Annotated in this window: 2 protein-coding genes; both read left to right on the top strand. The window is 63.7% G+C overall.

Annotation, left to right across the window (positions count from 1 at the left end):
• Nucleotides 1–1,071 (top strand): LLM class flavin-dependent oxidoreductase (locus tag I71_RS09365; protein WP_042694183.1); only part of this gene is annotated, 1,071 nt, incomplete at its 5' end.
• A 32-nt stretch (nucleotides 1,072–1,103) separates the two neighbouring features.
• The coding region (locus I71_RS09360; RefSeq protein WP_042694181.1) for an enoyl-CoA hydratase/isomerase family protein at nucleotides 1,104–1,760 on the top strand (657 nt) is incomplete at its 3' end.

Genomic DNA, 1,760 nt, shown 5'->3' with positions numbered 1-1,760 from the left:
CATGAGCTGNTCGAGGAAGCGGTCTTGCTGAAAAAGATGGGTTTCGACATCGTCAGCCTGTCCGAGCAACATGTTGCCTTGGGCGGGATCTCCAGTTCTGCCCCCGAAGTCGTGTATGGCTATCTCGCGGCGGTCACGTCCCGCATCCGGCTGAGGCCTGCGGTTTCGCTGATGCCCAAGAAGATCAACCATGCCCTCCGCACAGCGGAACGTGCCGCCGTTACCGACATCCTGTCCAACGGCCGCATGGAGCTGTACTGCGGCCGCGCGAACACCACCATCGCCATGCGCGCGTTCAACGTGGAACCCGCGGAAACCCTTGAGCAGATGGAGGAGGGGATCGCGCTGATCCGGGAAGCCTTCAGCAAGGACATCTTCGCCTTCGAGGGCAAGCATTATCAGGTTCCGCCGCGCATGCTGGTGCCGAAGCCGCTTCAGAAGCCTTATCCGTTGATGGGCATCGCCGCGACCAGCGAACGCAGCCACGTCTGGGCGGCCCGCCAGGGGCTCGCCGTTCTCAGCCACACGCTGTATCAAGGCTGGGACGCCCAGGCGAAGATGGTCGAAGCCTACCGGTCGAACTGGCGCCGGGACCCGAACGGCCCGCTCGACCGTCCGCGTCTCGGCATGCCGGTGTTCCTTGGTATTGCGGAAACCGATCAGGCGGCGAAGGACATCTATGCCGAACCGCTGATGCAGTATGCCCGCATCTCGACCGATGCCTATCCGCGGCTGGCGAAGATTGCGGACGACTACGCCTACATGGGGGAGGGGCTGGAAGCGCTCCAGCGTGCGGCCACCGACTGGGATTACCTCCTGAACGACTCCGCCAGTCTGGTTTGCGGCAGCCCGGATACGGTCATCCGCCAGCTGGAACGCTTCATCGAAACCGGCGCCGAAGAAATCCTGTTCCACATCGACTCTGTCTCGCATGCAGAGATCATGAAGGCCATCGAACTGGTCGGACGCCATGTCATTCCGCATTTCAACGACCGCAACAATGTGGTGCGTCCGACCGACGAGATCCTCGACCAGATCCGCAGGATGCGGAAGACGAGCGCTTCGGCCTGATCTCCTCTCGACCGATCTGAAGAGAGTCTCCCATGACCGACAAGACCTATAGGGGCCTGCTCGTCGAGAAGCGCGCGAGCGGCGTGGCCATCATCACCCTGAACCGGCCCGAAATCCTCAACGCCATCGACTGGCCCATGCACGCCGCGCTGGAAGAACTGTTCGTTGACCTCGACAATGACCGGACAGTCAAGGCCATCGTCCTGACCGGTGCGGGTCGCGGCTTCTGTTCCGGCGGCGATCAGACCGCACTCGATGACGATCTGGGGCCGATCTCGCCCACCCGATCCGGGCGCCATCTCATCCGCAACATGCTCGAACTGGAATGCCCGCTGATCGCCGCGGTCAACGGCGTCGCCGTCGGGCTGGGCGCCACGCTCGCCCTGTTCTGCGATGTCGTCTTCGCGCAGCCCGGCGTCCGCTTCGCCGACACGCATGTGACGGCCGGCGTCGTCGCCGGCGACGGCGGTGCGGTGATCTGGCCGCTCCTTCTGGGGCCGGTGCGGGCGAAGCACTATCTGATGACCGGGGACTTCATCTCGGCGGAGGACGCCGCGGCGGCCGGAATGATCAACAAGGTCGTGCCGGAAGGAACCGTCGTCGACCATGCGGTCCGCTATGCCGAGATGCTCGCCTCCGGCCCTCGCGACGCCATCGTCTGGACCAAATACGCTGTCAACAAGCTGATC

Source organism: Azospirillum sp. B506, from assembly GCF_000333595.1.
Taxonomy (GTDB): Bacteria; Pseudomonadota; Alphaproteobacteria; order Azospirillales; family Azospirillaceae; genus Azospirillum.
This window is presented reverse-complemented; position numbering and strand designations above follow the sequence as displayed.